This window comes from Actinomadura coerulea, assembly GCF_014208105.1.
In the GTDB taxonomy this organism is placed as follows: domain Bacteria; phylum Actinomycetota; class Actinomycetes; order Streptosporangiales; family Streptosporangiaceae; genus Spirillospora; species Spirillospora coerulea.
On sequence record NZ_JACHMQ010000001.1, the window covers coordinates 448,202 to 463,388 of the forward strand.

Annotated in this window: 15 protein-coding genes and 1 tRNA gene; 10 read left to right on the plus strand and 6 right to left on the minus strand. The window is 71.1% G+C overall.

Translation table 11 applies throughout. From position 1 onward, the window contains the following. Window positions 1-38 precede the first annotated feature (38 nt). The 9 genes from BKA00_RS02090 (at window position 39) to BKA00_RS02130 (ending at window position 8,910) form a co-directional block, all read left to right on the plus strand. Complete coding sequence (locus tag BKA00_RS02090; protein WP_185023315.1) at window positions 39-617, plus strand: TerD family protein; 579 nt, start codon at window positions 39-41, stop codon at window positions 615-617. A gap of 62 nt (window positions 618-679) precedes the next feature. Beyond that, window positions 680-1,807 carry a DUF475 domain-containing protein gene (locus tag BKA00_RS02095; protein ID WP_185023316.1) on the plus strand — a complete coding sequence of 376 codons (1,128 nt, stop codon included), beginning with the start codon at window positions 680-682 and terminating at the stop codon, window positions 1,805-1,807. Window positions 1,808-1,865: 58 nt separating this feature from the next. Next, entirely contained in the window at window positions 1,866-2,444 is a 579-nt protein-coding gene (locus BKA00_RS02100) for a TerD family protein (protein ID WP_185023317.1), read from the plus strand. Between the two features lie 72 nt (window positions 2,445-2,516). Continuing rightward, window positions 2,517-3,686: an HpcH/HpaI aldolase/citrate lyase family protein gene (locus tag BKA00_RS02105; protein WP_185023318.1), complete on the plus strand. Its 1,170-nt coding sequence runs from the start codon at window positions 2,517-2,519 to the stop codon at window positions 3,684-3,686. An 11-nt stretch (window positions 3,687-3,697) separates the two neighbouring features. After that, the gene (locus tag BKA00_RS02110) at window positions 3,698-5,041 is read left to right on the plus strand and encodes a phosphoribosyltransferase domain-containing protein (protein ID WP_230298513.1); all 1,344 of its coding nucleotides are present in this window, start codon (window positions 3,698-3,700) and stop codon (window positions 5,039-5,041) included. Further along, on the plus strand, window positions 5,038-6,150 hold the full coding sequence (locus tag BKA00_RS02115; RefSeq protein WP_230298512.1) for a cysteine protease StiP family protein: 1,113 nt from the start codon (window positions 5,038-5,040) through the stop codon (window positions 6,148-6,150). Before BKA00_RS02110 ends, BKA00_RS02115 begins: the two co-directional genes overlap by 4 nt. Then, window positions 6,147-6,983, plus strand: a complete 837-nt coding sequence (locus tag BKA00_RS02120) for an HAD family hydrolase (RefSeq protein ID WP_221492982.1) — start codon at window positions 6,147-6,149, stop codon at window positions 6,981-6,983. Before BKA00_RS02115 ends, BKA00_RS02120 begins: the two co-directional genes overlap by 4 nt. Before the next feature lie 95 nt (window positions 6,984-7,078). Beyond that, window positions 7,079-8,398, plus strand: a complete 1,320-nt coding sequence (locus tag BKA00_RS02125; protein ID WP_185023320.1) for an MGH1-like glycoside hydrolase domain-containing protein — start codon at window positions 7,079-7,081, stop codon at window positions 8,396-8,398. A 17-nt stretch (window positions 8,399-8,415) separates the two neighbouring features. After that, entirely contained in the window at window positions 8,416-8,910 is a 495-nt protein-coding gene (locus BKA00_RS02130; RefSeq protein ID WP_185023321.1) for a hypothetical protein, read from the plus strand. Here the strand turns inward: BKA00_RS02130 and BKA00_RS02135 are convergent. Continuing rightward, a complete protein-coding gene (locus BKA00_RS02135) occupies window positions 8,907-9,170 on the minus strand; it encodes a YtxH domain-containing protein (protein ID WP_179843081.1) in 264 nt (87 codons plus the stop codon). The genes BKA00_RS02130 and BKA00_RS02135 overlap by 4 nt on opposite strands. A 143-nt stretch (window positions 9,171-9,313) precedes the next feature. Here BKA00_RS02135 and BKA00_RS02140 point away from each other — a divergent pair. Beyond that, a tRNA-Asn gene (locus tag BKA00_RS02140) sits at window positions 9,314-9,386 on the plus strand. 88 nt (window positions 9,387-9,474) lie between these two features. On the opposite strand, the gene BKA00_RS02145 is transcribed toward BKA00_RS02140, so the two are convergent. From BKA00_RS02145 to BKA00_RS02165, 5 genes are all read right to left on the minus strand, one after another. Further along, window positions 9,475-10,698 carry a tyrosine-type recombinase/integrase gene (locus tag BKA00_RS02145; RefSeq protein ID WP_185023322.1) on the minus strand — a complete coding sequence of 408 codons (1,224 nt, stop codon included), beginning with the start codon at window positions 10,696-10,698 and terminating at the stop codon, window positions 9,475-9,477. Window positions 10,699-10,749: 51 nt separating this feature from the next. Beyond that, the gene (locus BKA00_RS02150) at window positions 10,750-10,956 is read right to left on the minus strand and encodes a helix-turn-helix domain-containing protein (RefSeq protein ID WP_221492983.1); all 207 of its coding nucleotides are present in this window, start codon (window positions 10,954-10,956) and stop codon (window positions 10,750-10,752) included. Window positions 10,957-11,338: 382 nt separating this feature from the next. Continuing rightward, window positions 11,339-12,907, minus strand: coding sequence for a hypothetical protein (locus tag BKA00_RS02155; RefSeq protein ID WP_185023323.1), 1,569 nt, complete (start codon window positions 12,905-12,907; stop codon window positions 11,339-11,341). Continuing rightward, window positions 12,904-13,851, minus strand: a complete 948-nt coding sequence (locus BKA00_RS02160) for a bifunctional DNA primase/polymerase (protein ID WP_185023324.1) — start codon at window positions 13,849-13,851, stop codon at window positions 12,904-12,906. Before BKA00_RS02160 ends, BKA00_RS02155 begins: the two co-directional genes overlap by 4 nt. After that, on the minus strand, window positions 13,848-15,002 hold the full coding sequence (locus BKA00_RS02165; protein WP_185023325.1) for a DNA cytosine methyltransferase: 1,155 nt from the start codon (window positions 15,000-15,002) through the stop codon (window positions 13,848-13,850). The genes BKA00_RS02160 and BKA00_RS02165 overlap by 4 nt, the downstream gene beginning before the upstream one ends. Window positions 15,003-15,187 lie beyond the last annotated feature (185 nt).

The following is a 15,187-nucleotide window of genomic DNA, read 5'->3' on the forward strand; positions in this document are numbered from 1 at the left end:
AGTCTGAACAGTCCAGACAGGAAGGGAGTAGCCCGCACATGGGGGTCTCACTCGCCAAGGGCGGCAACGTCTCGCTGACGAAGGCCGCGCCCAACCTCACCGCGGTCACCGTCGGCCTCGGCTGGGACGTGCGCGCCACCACCGGCGCCGACTTCGACCTGGACGCCTCCGCGCTGATGCTGGCGAGCACCGGCAAGGTCATGTCGGACCAGCACTTCGTGTTCTTCAACAACCTGCGCAGCCCGGACGGCTCGGTGGAGCACACCGGCGACAACCTGACCGGTGAGGGCGAGGGCGACGACGAGTCGATCAACGTCGACCTCACCGCGGTGCCGCTCGAGTGCGAGCGCGTCGTGTTCCCGGTCTCGATCTACGACGCCGACAACCGGCAGCAGAGCTTCGGGCAGGTCCGCAACGCCTTCATCCGGATCGTCAACCGGACCGACGGCAACGAGCTCGCCCGCTTCGACCTGACCGAGGACGCCTCCACCGAGACGGCCATGGTCTTCGGTGAGCTCTACCGCCACAGCGGCGAATGGAAGTTCAGGGCCGTCGGACAGGGGTACGCCTCCGGTCTGGCGGGCATCGCGATGGACTTCGGCGTCAACGTCGGCTGACCGCCGGCGCCCCCGCACCCCGGCCGCTCCGCCCGGCCGCCCTTCCTAGCAGAAATACGCGCATGATTCTTCGCACCTTCGGGTGGTCCTTCGGCGTCACGGTCGTCGGCCTGCTCCTCGCCCTGCTCTACGACGGGCCGACCGGGCTCGCCCTGGTCGCCGTTCTGGCCGTCCTCGAGGTCTCGCTGTCGTTCGACAACGCCGTCGTGAACGCCAAGGTGCTCGACCGGATGAGCGCCTTCTGGCAGAAGATCTTCCTCACCGTCGGCATCGCGATCGCGGTGTTCGGCATGCGGCTGGTCTTCCCCCTGCTCATCGTGGGGATCACGGCCAAGCTGGGCCCCGTCGAGGCGTTCGACCTCGCCCTCAACGACTCGCACCGCTACCACCAGCTGATGAACGACGCCTACCCGATGATCGCGGCGTTCGGCGGCATGTTCCTGATGATGCTGTTCCTGGACTTCGTGTTCGAGGAGCGCGCCGACAAGTGGCTGCCGTGGCTGGAGCGTCCGCTCGCCCGCATCGGCAAGCTCGACCAGCTGTCGGTCGTGGTGGCGGGCGGCTCGCTGGCGCTCGTGGCGTGGCTGTCGGCCTCCGACCCGGGCAGCGTCATGATCGCGGGCGTGCTCGGGATGGTGACCTACATCCTGGTCAACGGTCTCGGCGAGCTGTTCTCCGAGGCGGGCGACGAGGACGAGGACGAGGACGAGGCGAAGGACGGCGCGGAGGCCGGGAAGGGCGGCGGGCGGTCCGGGCCGAGCTCCCTGGCCCTCGCCACGGGCAAGGCGGGGTTCTTCCTCTTCCTGTACCTGGAGGTGCTGGACGCCTCGTTCAGCTTCGACGGCGTCATCGGCGCCTTCGCGATCAGCACCGACCCGATCGTCATCGCGCTGGGCCTCGGCATCGGCGCCATGTACATCCGGTCGCTGACGGTGTTCCTGGTCCGCAAGGGCACGCTGCACGAGTACGTCTACCTGGAGCACGGCGCGCACTGGGCGATCGGCGCCCTCTCGGTCTGCATGCTGGTGAGCATCGGCCACCACGTGCCCGAGTGGATCACCGGCGGGCTCGGCGCCGGGCTGATCATCGCCGCGTTCGCCAGCTCCGTCGTCCGCAACCGCGGCGAGGGCGGGGACTCTCCCGACTCGGCGGCGGGCGGCGGGCGGCCGCTGCACTCCAGCCAGGTCTGACCGGCGCGACCGCGTACCCGCGACCCGCGACACACATCGATCACTGGAGGAGCCGACGATGTCCATATCGCTGCAGAAGGGGCAGAAGGTCTCGCTGGCCAAGCCGGGCGGCGGCACCCTGACCAGAGTCAGGATGGGCCTCGGCTGGGACGCCGTCGCCAAGAAGGGGCTGTTCGGCAAGAGCAAGCCGCAGTCCATCGACCTGGACGCCTCGTGCCTGCTGTTCGACGCGTCCGGCGAACTCGCCGACCAGGTGTGGTTCCGGCAGCTGCGCAGCAAGGACGGCTCCGTCCAGCACACCGGCGACAACGTCACCGGTGAGGGCGAGGGCGACGACGAGGTCATCAACGTCGACCTGCAGAGCGTCCCGGCGGGCGTCGCCCAGTTGGTGTTCACGGTGAACTCGTTCACCGGCCAGGACTTCTCCCAGATCGCGGGCGCGTTCTGCCGGCTGGTGGACGAGAGCACCGGCCAGGAGATCGCGCGCTACGAGCTGAGCGGCGCCGGGCAGCACAACGCGCAGATCATGGCCAAGGTGTCGCGGGACGGGCAGGGCTGGACGATGACGGCGATCGGGGCCGCCGCCACCGGCCGCACGTTCCAGCAGCTGCTCCCCGCCGTGGCGGCGCACCTGTGATCCGGCCCGGCCCGTCCGCCCGGGGGCGGCCCCCCGCGCCCCCCGTCGAGAGCACCGTCTGACGAGGGGTAAATGCGGCATTTCGACCATATTGACGCCGCGCGTCGCAAGCACCTGTTCCACCGGCATCCGCGCCCGTTCGGCCGGCACGACGACCCGGACGTGCTGGCGGTCGCGCTCGGCGCGACGCTGTACTGCCCGTCCACGCGCCCGGCCCTCGCCGCCGACATCGAGCGCGCGGCGGGGCGCGGCGTGATGAGCATGGTGGTGTGCCTGGAGGACGCGATCGCCGACGACGAGGTCGAGGCCGGGGAGGCCAACCTCGTGGCGCACCTGCGGACTCTGCACGACCGCTCCGCGCCGGGCGGCGCGGAGATCCCGCTGCTGTTCGTCCGCGTCCGCGACCCCCGGCAGATCGGCGACCTGGTCGGCCGGCTCGGCGACGCGGCGGAGCTCGTCACCGGGTTCGTGCTGCCGAAGTTCACCGCGTCCGGCGGCGGGGCGTTCCTGGACGCGCTGGAGGACGCGGCCGACCGCTCCGGCCTGCGGCTGCTGGCCATGCCGGTGATCGAGAGCCCGGAGGCCGTGTACGCCGAGACGCGCGCGGAGATGCTGCACGACGTGGCGCGGCTCCTCGCCAAGCACCGGTCGCGGATCCTCGCCGTCCGGCTGGGGGCGACCGACATGTCCGCCGCGTACGGGCTGCGGCGCCCGCCCGACCTGACGATCTACGACATCCGGCCCGTCGCGGGCGTGATCTGCGACGTGGTCAACATCCTCGGCCGCGCCGACGGCACCGGCCACGTGGTGACCGGCCCCGTGTGGGAGTACTTCTCCCAGGGGGAGCGGATGTTCAAGCCGCAGCTGCGGCAGTCGCCGTTCGAACGGCAGAGCGCCGCGCCGCTTCGGCAGCGGCTCATCACCTCCGACCTCGACGGGCTGATCCGCGAGGTGCATCTGGACAAGGCGAACGGTCTCACCGGCAAGACCGTCATCCATCCGAGCCATGTGGCGGCCGTCCACGCCCTGTCGGTGGTGACGCACGAGGAGTACAGCGACGCCGCCGACATCCTGGGCGTCGCCGGGGGCGGCGCGATGGCCAGCTCGTACGCCAACAAGATGAACGAGGCCAAGCCGCACCGCGCCTGGGCGCAGCGGCTGATGCTGCGCGCCCAGGTGTTCGGGGTGGCGGCGGAGGGCGTGACGTTCGTCGAGCTGCTGGAAGCGGCGGACAGCCGGTGACGGGTTCCTGGGTGGGTTCGCGTCTGGGCGTTCGCCTCGTGGACGGCGCGCGGCCGGCGGGCGCCGGGCTCTCGTCGCTCGTGGGGCTCGCCGTGCGCCGCAACCCGAAGCGCGCGCATCTGCTGGTGTCCGCGGTGCTGGGCAAGCATGTGCCGACCGACCCGCGCCTGGTGTACGGGTCGGGGCTGCTGCTAGGCGAGCTCGTGCGCGCGCGCCTGCGGGGCGACGAGCCGTCCCGTCCCGGTTCGCTTCTGCTGGACGGGCTGCGGGGCGAGCCGAACGCCGCCGCCGCACTACGTGACCTCATGCGCACTCCCCAGAACCCCGTAGACGCGATCGTGCTGGGTTACGCCGAGACCGCGACGGCCTTGGGGCATTCGGTGGCCGACGCTCTGGGCGGCGCCTACTACCTGCATTCGACGCGGCGTCCCGTTGACGGGTTCGCCACCTACGGCGGATTCGAGGAAGAGCACAGCCACGCCACGAGCCATCTGCTGCTCCCCGCCGACACCGCGCCGCTCGATCGCGACGCGCCGGTGGTCCTGGTGGACGACGAGCTCTCGACGGGCCGGACGGTGCTGAACACCATCGAGGCCCTGCACGCCGTCCGTCCTAGGAGCCATTACGTGCTGGCGGCTCTGGTCGACCTGCGAGACGCTGCCGACCGGGCCCGAATGGACGATCTCGCCGCCCGGCTGGGCACTCGCATAGACGCGGTGGCTCTGGCCGGGGGAAGCGTCGAGCTTCCTGAGGGCATCCTTGAGGCGGGCAGGGCGCTCGTTGCCGGAATCTCCTCCCCGCCCTTCATTCCCGAGGCAGAGCCAGCGTTCGGAGTCTCGCGGATCGAGCTGGAGTGGCCGGCTGCGCTGCCGGACGGCGGACGCCACGGGTTCCTGCCCGAACACCGCACGCGGTTGGAGAAGGAACTGCCGCGGATGGGCGACGTCCTCGCAGCCGGTCTTGGCGGAGACGCCTCCCGTGTCCTCGTCCTCGGGTTCGAGGAGCTGATGTACGCGCCGCTTCGCCTCGCGGAGGCGCTCGCCGATGCCCGGCCGGACGTGGACGTCCGCTACTCCACCACGACGCGTTCGCCCGTCTTGGCAGTGGACGACCCCGGTTACGCCATCAGGACCCGTCTGGTGTTCCCGTCCCATGACGATCCCGCCGATGGGCCGGGGGAGCGGTACGCCTACAACGTCGCCCCTGGCGTCGGACAACGCCGCTTCGACAGGATCGTGTTCGTGGTGGACGACGTCGGTGACACCCAGGCGCTCACTAACGGCCTACTGGAGCGGCTCCGCGCGCTTGCCCCCGTGACGGTCGCAACCGTCCCGTCCTATAGGAGGGCATCGTGAAGCCGCTGTACGGGCCGGCTTTCGGCAGCTACCCGGCGGAAGACGTCGCCTGGCTGCTCAAAGACCTGTCCGACGCACGCCTCGAAGCGCCTACCGAGGAACGTGAGGCGGCGATCCAGTCGGGGCGGGCGCACTACGCCGAGTCGCTCCCGGTCGAGTACCAGCCGGGCCCCGAGTACCTTCGGCTGTTCCACGACGCGCTGGAAGCGTCCGCCGAGCGGCTGGCCTACGCGACCGGGCTGGTCACCGAGATGATCCTCGCCGAGCGCGGCCCGGACGCCGTCCTCGTGTCCCTGGCGCGGGCCGGGACGCCCGTCGGCATCCTGATGCGCCGCTGGGCCCGGTACGCGCACGGCCTGGACGTTCCGCACTACGCGGTCAGCATCGTCCGGGGCCGGGGCATCGACACGGTCGCCCTGCGATATCTCGCCGAGCACCACGACCCGGAGTCCGTGATGTTCGTGGACGGCTGGACGGGCAAGGGCGCCATCACCAAGGAGCTGACCGCCGCCCTGGCAGAGCACCCGTTCCCCGCCGATCTCGCCGTGCTGGCAGACCCGGGGCGGTGCGCGTCCCTGTACGGCACCCGGGACGACTTCCTGATCCCGTCCGCCTGCCTCAACTCGACCGTGTCGGGCCTGGTGAGCCGGACCGTCCTGAACGACTCCCTCATCGGGCCCGGCGACTTCCACGGCGCGAAGTTCTACGCCGAACTCGCCCAGGACGACGTGTCGGACGTTTTCCTCGACGCGGTCTGCGCACGCTTCGGGCACGTGGCCGAACGCGTCGCGAAGGACCTGCCGGAACTCCGCGCCGCCGACCGCGCGCCCGACTGGTCGGGCTGGGACGCCGTCCGGCGCAGCGCCGAGGCCGAGGGCATCGACGACCTGAATCTCGTCAAGCCGGGGATCGGCGAGACCACGCGGGTGCTGCTGCGCCGCGTCCCATGGAAGGTGCTCGTGCGGGCCGACGCGGGGCCGGAAGTGACCCACATCAGGCTGCTCGCCCGCGAACGCGGCGTGCCCGTCCACGAGGTCGAGCCCGGCCGATTCCCCTACGCGTGCATGGGATTCATCCATCCCCGGTTCGACAAGGGGGCCGTGCAGTGACCGTCCTGGTGTGCTCCGACCTGGACCGCACGCTCATCTACTCGACCGCGGCCTTCGCCCTGGAAGGCCCAGACGAGACCATGCCGCGCCTCCTGTGCGTGGAGTTCTACCAGGGCGCGCCGCTCTCCTACATGACCGAGGCGTCCGCGCGCACACTGGAGGCACTCGCGACGTCTTCCACGTTCGTCCCGACGACGACGCGTACTCCCGAGCAGTACCGGCGCGTCCACCTTCTGGAGAAACCGCCCCCGTACGCCATCTGCGCGAACGGCGGCCACATCCTTGTGGACGGCGAGGACGACCCGGCATGGGCGGCGGCCGTCCGGAACCGGATCGCCGGCGGATGCGCTCCGCTCGCGGACGTCCAGCAGCACCTGGCAAGCAACGGCGGCGACTTCGTCCTCAAGCGGCGCACCGCCTCCGACCTGTTCGCCTACACGGTCGTGGACCGGGCCGCGCTGCCGTCGGGCTGGGTCGAGGACCTCACCGGATGGTGCGCCGAACGCGGCTGGCGGACGTCCCTCCAGGGCCGCAAGGTCTACTGCCTGCCCTCCGGCCTGACCAAGGCCGCCGCCGCCGAGGAGGTCGCGGGGCGCGCCGGCGCCTCCACGATGATCGCCGCCGGCGACGCGCTCCTGGACGCCGAGCTGCTGGAGGCCGCCGACCTGTCGATCCGCCCCGCCCACGGGGAACTGCACGACACCGGCTGGACGGCCCCGGCCACCGCCGTCACCGCCGCGCGGGGAGTCGCGGCGGGCGAGGAGATCGCGCACTGGCTCCTGGCCCGCGCCGCGGCGCCGGAGATGTTCACCGGCCGACCTCCCGGCCGGTAGACAACCGTCCCCGCCGCAGGGGTCGCCGAGACGGCGATCTGAGGCGACAATCAGAGAGCACCCTTCTCTCGCCCAGGGGAGGCCACCTGGACCACATGAGCTCCCGTCTCACCGGCGACGAGACCGCGCTGTGGAAGGCCGCGGCCCGGGTCCTCGACGCGAACTGGACGGGCAACGCCACCGCCGCCTCTCCCGGCCTCTACCCGCACCAGTGGAGCTGGGACTCGGCCTTCATCAGCATGGGCCTGGCCCGCCACCGCCGCGACCGGGCCGAGGCCGAGCTGCTCTCCCTGTTCCGGGGCCAGTGGGCGGACGGAATGCTGCCCCACATCGTGTTCAACACGCGCCTCGACCGGCACGCCTTCTTCCCCGGCCCCGAGCTGTGGCGCAGCGACCGGCAGCCCGACGCCCCCCGCGGCGTGCACACCTCCGCCCTCACCCAGCCGCCGCTGCACGCCCTCAGCGCCCTGCGCCTGCACGAGTGCGCCGCCGACGGGGAGGGCAGCCGGGCGTTCCTGACCCGCCTGTACCCGATGCTGACCGCCCAGCACCGCTACCTGGCCCGCTGCCGCGACCTGGACTCCAGCGGCCTCATCGCCATCTGCCACCCGTGGGAGTCGGGCCTGGACAACAGCCCCGCCTGGGACCGGCCCCTCGGCGCGCTCCCGCTGCCCCCGTCCTCCTACGCCCCCGGCCTGCGCCCCCACGCCCTGCCGACCGGCGAGGACTACGACCGCTACGTGCGGCTCGTCGCGCTCATGCGGGAGGCCGCCTACCGCCCCGGCTACCTCCGCGACGCGCACCCGTTCGCGGTCGAGGACCCCCTCGTCAACGCCGTCTACCTCGCCTCCACGCACGCCCTCGCCGCCATCGCCGAGATCATCGGAGCCGACCCGGTCCCGCACCGCGAACGCGCCCAGCGCGTCCACGAGGCCCTCCTGCACCGGCTCTGGGACGCCGACACCGGCTGCTTCCGCGCCCGCGACCTGCGCGACGACCGACTGCTCCCCGTCATCACCGCCGGGTCCTTCGGCCCGCTCCTGGACCCCGAACTGCCGGCCCCGATCGTCCGCAACCTCGTCGACCTGCTGCTGTCGGCCCGCTTCGCCGGCGCCGCCGGCTACCCCGTCCCCACCTGCGACATCCAGGCGCCCGCCTTCGACCGCGCCGGGTACTGGCGCGGCCCCACCTGGATCAGCACCAACTGGCTCGTCTGGTACGGCGCCCTGGGCCACGACCTGCCCGTCGTCGCCGACCTGCTCTACGGCTCCACCATGCGGCTCGTCCGCCAGTCCGGCTTCCGGGAGTTCTTCGACCCGTTCGACGGCACCGGCCGCGGCAGCCACGACTACGCCTGGTCGGCGGCCCTCGTCCTGGATCTCCTCGGGGCCCGCCGCGCCCCCCAGGCGGCCTGATCGCCTACCGTGGGGGCATGCGCCTGAACCGGGGTCCCCTGCCCGCCGCGGTCCGCGACGAACTCGCGCTGGAACGCGGCGAGCGCGTCCTCGCGGCGGCCCCCACCCGCGGCGGCTCGTACGTCACCGCCACCCTCCTCGCCCTGCACCTGCCGACCCCCTCGGGCGGCTTCACCCGCATCCCCTGGGAGCGCGTCGACCACGCCACCTGGAAGGACGGCTGGCTGCACGTCAAGGAGACCTCCGGCGGCGCCGAGCACCACGTCCGGCTCACCGCCCCCGGCTCGGTGCCCGAGACCGTCCGGGAGCGCGTCACCGCCACCATCGCCGTCACCCATCACGCCGCCCTCCCCGGAGGAGGGAAGGTGCGCATCGCCGGCCGGCGCCCCGCAGCCGGCGGCGATGTGCGCTGGACGTTCGTCTTCGACGCCGGGCTGAACCCGTCCGACCCGGGCCTGCGGGCCCAGGCCGAACAGGTCCTCGAAGACCTGCGCCGTCAGACCGGCCTCTAGCCGGGGTACGGCTGCTCCTCCTTGCGGCCTCCCGTGACCTGCTCGGGCACCCGGTCCTTCAGGTGCCCCGCCTTGTCCCGCGCGGCCCCGGCGAACGTCTCGCCCTTCGACCGGATCTTCCCGGCGGCCTCCTGCACGTTCGGGTTCTCCGACACCTGCTTGGAGAGCTGCTTGATCTGCTCGTACCGCTCCCGTCCGGCCTTCGTCCCGAAGACGTAGCCGACCGCGGCGCCTGCCATGAACATCGTGCGAGCCTTCATGTCCAACTCCTACTGACGGCGGAATCGTGACACCCCCTATACCCGCCCTCGCCGCCTCAATCCCCGCGCGTGCGCGAACAGCCCCGGACATGCGCTAACCTAGACCCGCCGCCAGGGGCCGACAGGCCCCAGCGGACGCACGATCCCGCGTAGCTCAATCGGCAGAGCAGCCGGCTGTTAACCGGCAGGTTATTGGTTCGAGTCCAATCGCGGGAGCGGTGCCATAGGTGCATAACTCCAGTTCAGGGCCCGTCTCGCTGTGTCGAGACGGGCCCTGATGCGTTGTGCCTGACCAACTGCCTGACTAGGGATCGCTGATCACGCCCGAGAAGATGCGATCCATCTCGGTGGCGCCGTCCTCCAGCACCGGACGAAGTTCGTGCCGATAGACCATCTCCGTCACGCGCGTGCTGCTGTGCCCGACCAGCCGGGCGATGTTCTCGGTAGGCATCCCGTTGTCCGACAGCAGCGAGACGAAGCTGTGTCGCAGCTCTCGGGGCGTCCAGTCCTCTGGAGTGAGGCCGGCGCGTGCCGCCACCCTCCGGAAGCCGCGTAGGACGCTCATAGGGTCGCGCTCGCCACCCTCCGCTCCCGGGAAGACGAACCGATCCGAAGGCAAAGGGAAGGCGCCTCCAGCGTCCATATGGGCGCCGCCCTGCACGCTGTAGAGGTCATGAAGCGCCAGGATGCATCTGGCTGGCAGCTTCAGACTGCGTCTCGACTTCTCCGTCTTTGTGTCGCCGCCCCGACGAACGGAACGCCAGACGTAGAAGGCGAACTCACGATGGTTCCATCCGGCCTCATCGACCGGAAGCCAAGCCTCTTGCTCGTCGTGGTAGGCAACGACGTGGGACCAGCGCAATGCCCGCAACTCCTCCGTACGTGCGCCGGTGAGCAGTGAGAGCACGATGTAGGCGTGCATGTCGGCCTCACCGCTGGATTCCGCTGCTTCCAGCAACGCGACAGCCTGTTTGAACGAGAGCGATTTCGAGGGGCGACCGCGCTTGCCCCGCGGGACCTCGCAGAGCAGGACGACGTTTCTCTTGACCTTGTCCCGCGCCTGGGCCCGCGCGACGGCCCGCTTGAGTACGGAATGCATCTCCCGGAGCGTTTTCGTGCTGTGGGTCTTGGCCTTCTGTGCAAGCCAGCGGTCTACATCGTCTGCCGATAGCTCGCGGAGCTTTCGCGCGCCCAGATCTGGGATGACGTGGTTCTGTGCGAGGCTCGTCCGGTTCTTCACGGTGTTCTCGTCCCGATCGGGAAGCCCGAATTCGAGCCAGTTCTTCACGGCGTCAGCGACGGTGTATCGGTTGTCTTCGCTCGGCAACCCGTCCTCGCGGTCGCGCAGCTTGGCTTGGAGCTTCTTGAGAGCTTTGGTCTTGCTCCTATCGCTGGCGGTCCGGACGATACGCTTCCCCGCCGGCGTGTAGCCAACGGTGATCTCGGCTATCCATCGCTGGCGTTCCTCACTCCAACGAAGACCGCCGTCACCGCGGGGACGACGCTTGGAGTCTCTGCTATTGGCCAATCCGGGCCCCTTCTCTGATTCGGCTCGTCTGCATGTGGAAGGCAGAGCCTCCTATGACGCCTCACGTTCCAGCAGCGCGATGTACTCGGTGATCGCGGCACCCGGGATGAGGCGGGAACGGCCCTCCTTGACCGATCGCAGGCGGCCGGAGCGGATGAGTTCGAAGATGGTGTTGCGGCCGAGGGACAGCAGGTTCATGGCGTCTTCGACCTTGAACAGGCGCATGTCGGGCGGCACGGTCAGCGGCTGTTCGGACATGATGGGGCGACCTCCATTGATGAGGTAGGCCCCGGCGGGTGTGCTTGGTCGTGTGTCCGCCGGGGCCGTCTGAACGTGGTGAGCGAGGGTCGGCCGCCCCCCGTAGGTGGGGGCGGCCGTTGCGCTATGCGGGAGGGGCTGAAACATCTCGGCATCTCGGCATCTCGGCAGATGCGGACCTGACCTGCGGTGATGGGTGCCGAGTTAGCAATGATCGGGCTTGGGCTATCTCGGCAACCGGGGGTCATCTCGGCAACCGGTGCCTAGATGCCGAGATGGACCTTTGCCGGGTTGCTGTATCTCGGCAAGAGTCCTCGCAGCTCAGTGGCGGGTTTGCCGAGATGCCGAGATGCCGGGATGTTTCAGCGGGTCCCGGGCCGGGTCACTGCTCATGGTGTTCCACCCAGAACACGTTGCGGTTGCCCCGGTCGTGCTTGGCCGAGCGGATGACGTAGTCGCCGCGCCAACGCCCGGCCTGCCCGGTGAGCAGTCGGCCGAGGGACAGGGCGTTGGGCAGGCGGCCGGTGTGGGTGGTGATGAACTGCCCGTCCCACCGGTCGTGTTCGTCCAGGCCGATCCGGTCGGGGTCGCCGGAGCGGCGCAACTCGGCGGCGGTCATGGGCTCGGTGCCGTGCAGATCGTGCCAGCAGGCCAGGAACGCGCGCCAGCGGGTCTCATCCTCGTCGATGCCGCGGACGTCGGCGGCGTTGGCCAGGAACCCCTCGATGCCGTGGTGGGCCAGGAACCCGCCGAGGGCTTGGGCCCACGGGGTGAACTGCCGCATCGAGACGGTGTCGGCGCGCGGCGCTCCGTCGCCGGTCCAGTCCAGGACCAGGACCAGCAGGTGCCACAGCACGGTGAGCTGGTTGCGCGGGTCGGTGATCCACTGGTCCAGGTGCGGGATCCCGAACCGGGATTGGTCGCGCTGCTCGGGCCGCGGCATGTTGGGGTCCAGGTGCACTCGGACGGTGCGGGAGGCCATGTCCCCACCGACTTGGAGGTTGTTGCCGGTGGCCATCCAGAGCCGGTCGTTGACGGTGGCGATGTTGCGGGACGCGCCCAGTTGGCGGTCGGACCAGACGCCGGCGGTGACGAGCAGCGCGAGTGTGGCCGAGTCGATGACGGTGCCTTCGGCGAGGTTGTCCCACACCACCACGCCGACCTGTTCGGCCAGCACCGCGGTGATGGACTTGCGGAGTTCTTCCTCGGTGTAGGCCCAGGGGATGACGCGCTGGCCGTAGAGCATGCCGGGCCCGCCGGTCAGGATGCTCTTGCCAGAGGCGGGCATGGTCGCGTCGATCAGCGCGAACGGCGTCAGGGACCGGGTGAAGTGCCGCAGGATCGGGGTGACCAGCAGCGCGAGGTAGTTCGCCCGGTCGGCCGCACTCGCCCAAGGGAAGTCACGCAGGAACCGGTTCAGGACGAAGTCGCGGGCGGTGTCGACCTGTTCGGCGGTGGGCTGGTCCGGGACGGGCGGCAGCGCCACTTTCGACGCCAGATACAGGCCGGTCGCGGCGTCGTAGCCGGGGCGTTGCAGAAGGGTGCCGTCTCGGCGGAGCACGGGGGCGCCGATCACACCACGCAGCGGCGCCAGGCCCGGCCAGGTCTTACCGGCCAGCACTGAGGCCAGGATGTCGCGCGGCGGGGTGACCTCCTCTTCGAACGTCTCGGTTCCGCCGTTGCCGGTTCGGCGGGACCGGAGCCGGTAGACGTAGGCGTGTTCGGCCAGTAGACCCGCCAGGGTGGCCGGGGTGACCGGGCTGGCGGTCACCGGAAGGGGCGAGTCCTCGTCGGCGGCCGGGGAGGTCTGCCCGCCTGACACGGTTTCCATGTGGACCAGGGACCCTGCCGAGACGTAGGTGTCGGGCAGGGTGCCGCTGGCGAGTTCGGCTTTCAGGACGCGGATGGTCTCGGGGCCGGATCCGGCTTGCAGTCGCGGCAGGTTGGTCATGCGGGCACGCTCCTGGGGCGTTGGGTGCCGGCGCGGAACCCGGACCGGATGGTCCGGCGGGCGGGCATGGGTGCCAGCCCGGCGCGCTCGGCGGCAGCGGTCAGCAGTTGCTCGGTGTCGTCGGGGTCGAGGGCGCCGCCGGCCACGAGTTGGCCGAGGGCTACGGCGGCGCCGTACAAGGTGGCGTTGCGGCGTCCCTGGGGCGCGTCGGCGATCGCGGTCAGGCTGGCGGTGACCGCCTTGTTCAGGTAGGCGCCGCGGTTGCCGGTGGCCACCCGCACCGTGACCGGGCGTTGCGGCGGCAGCGGCGCGGGGCGGAGCCGTTCGGCGAGCCAGCCGGGCAGCGGAGCCGGGGCCGGGGTGTGGATCGGGTCATAAGCGCCGGTCCCGTCCGGCAGGTCGACGAAGGAGCCGGGGCCTACGACGTATCCGCCGTCGCCGCGGGTGTCGACCTTCCACCCCAGCCCGTTCCCGCGGTCGTCGGAGGTGTTGGTCAGCCGGACCCCGTCCGGGGCGGTGAAGTACAGGTGAGACCCGCCGCGCCGGGTCCGGACGTGGAAGGTCTCCAGCGGCAGCGGCTGGCCGGCCTGTTCGCACACCATGGCGAACACGTCGGCCCCCTCGTTGACGCCGGGCACCGCCCACCGGGGTGGCGGGCACTCGCCGGGCTTGGGCATGTCCAGGTCGATCACCAGCAGGCCCGAGGGCCCGCACGCAATCCCGATGTTGTAGGGGCGCCGGGCCCAGATACGCCGGATCACCTCGGGATCGGTGGTGGCGACCTTGGTCCACCGCACCCCGTGGGGCGGTTCCTTGTCGCGGGGGGCCAGCGGGAAGACGTGCCAGCCGCGCGCGGCGGCGGCCAGCGCGTAGCGCGCCAGCGCCGCGGCGTCGGGCCGGGGCGGAACGCGCGACCGGGCGGGAGTCGGGGCGGGTTCGGTCATGCTGCGGTCCTTTCGTGCGGCGTCGGCAGGGCGAACAGGTCGAGTTGCGGTGTTGCCGGGCGGTCGGTGCACAGGCGGGCATGGGAGACGTCCGGGCGGGCCGTTCCGTAGATCTCGGTGAGGCGGTCCCAGACGGCGTCATGCCAGGGGCGGCCGGTGGCGGCGCCGAGCACGGCGGCGGCCATCACCGGCGGTACCGCGTCGGCAATGCGTTGGAACCGTGACGACCGGGATCCGTGCCAGGGGTAGTCGGCCGGGAAGGTCTGCAAGAGCCCGGCCTGGGAGTCGGACAAGCGGCCGGCGACGCTGCCCAGGTCGGTGCGGTACCAGGTTCGGGCGCCGTTGCCGGTCAGCGAAACGGCGGGGCCGTCCGCGCTGAACTCGTTGCCGCCGGCGGTGGTGCGGCTGCCGCGGGTGTTGATGCGCCTGCCGGGCGGCCACCCCAGGGCGGCGGCCATCGTGGTAGCCGGGAACGGCGTGATCGGGTTCGGTGGTCGGTCGGCCGGAGCGGCCCCGAACCGGTCGCAGTCCCAGCGAGCCCGGTAGGGCAGGGCGTCCAGTGCGGGGGTGTGGCCGCGGGTGGCGATCAAGAACACGCGGGTTCGCCGGGTTGCGGCACCGAAGTCGTCGGCGCGCAACGTCAGGACGGTGCAGGTGTCCCACCGGTGCATCGCGGCCAGTTCGGCGGCGAACTCTTGCCAGATCCTTCGCACGGCGGGCACCTGTTCGGCGACCAGCCACCGCAGACCGGGCAAGGACAGAGCGAGTTCGAGGGTCTCCAGGACCAGCGCGGTACGCGGGTCGGTGACCGCGGCGGCGACCTCGTCCAGCGTGCGCCGCGGCTCGGTCGAGTCGGCGAGACGCTCGACGGCGTCTAGAACGGTGGCGTAGTCCGCGCGGCCGGTGCGCTTACCGGAGTCGGCGTAGGTCGGGCACGGCGGACCGGACACCCAGCCTTCGGCGTCGGCGAACGCGTCGGGGTCGAGAGTGCGGACGTCGGCACGCGTTCGGGGGTGCCCGGCGGCGCGTGCGGTGGCGCACGCGTCGCCGTTCACCTCCCATCCCAGCGCGGCGCCCAGGCCGAGCATCCGCAGGCCCTCGGATAGGCCACCGGCGCCGGCGAATCCTTCCAGCACGGCCGCGCAGGTCATGCGGCTTCACCACCCAGCCCTAGGGCGCCGCTCGTGTTCCAGGCGGGTTCGGCGGCGTCTCGGATGGCGGTCTCTGCGCACGTCTTGTGGCAGGGGTGGCCCTTGCGGTCGCGGCAGAACGCGCCGCGACCGCAGTGCACGCATGGGAGGCGGCGGCCGCCGCCCCAATGTGCGGCGGAGTGCCA